This window comes from Pseudoalteromonas sp. P1-25, assembly GCF_001401805.1.
Taxonomy (GTDB): domain Bacteria; phylum Pseudomonadota; class Gammaproteobacteria; order Enterobacterales; family Alteromonadaceae; genus Pseudoalteromonas.
The window spans coordinates 1-212 of the sequence record NZ_LKDW01000151.1 but is presented as its reverse complement, the minus strand read 5'-3'; the positions used below and the strand labels follow the sequence as shown (position 1 = coordinate 212).

The window sequence follows — 212 nt, the reverse complement described above, 5'->3', positions numbered from 1 at the left end:
ACTGATCCGATTGATGCAAGCGCACTAAACGATGGCACACTCACTGCCACAGCCAGCGTATCCGATGTGGCAGGCAACCCGATTTCAGCGCAAGATAGCGTAGAACTTGATAACACCGCAGTTATTACAACCAGCATTGATAAAACCGCCGATGGCGTGATTAATGGTAACGGTGAAAGCGCCGCCATGGTCGTGCGTGGCACGGTAAGCGA

At 52.4% G+C, this 212-nt stretch carries 1 protein-coding gene; it reads left to right on the top strand.

Annotation, left to right across the window (positions count from 1 at the left end):
• Positions 1-212 (top strand): hypothetical protein (locus AN393_RS20370; RefSeq protein WP_161804187.1); only part of this gene is annotated, 212 nt, incomplete at both ends.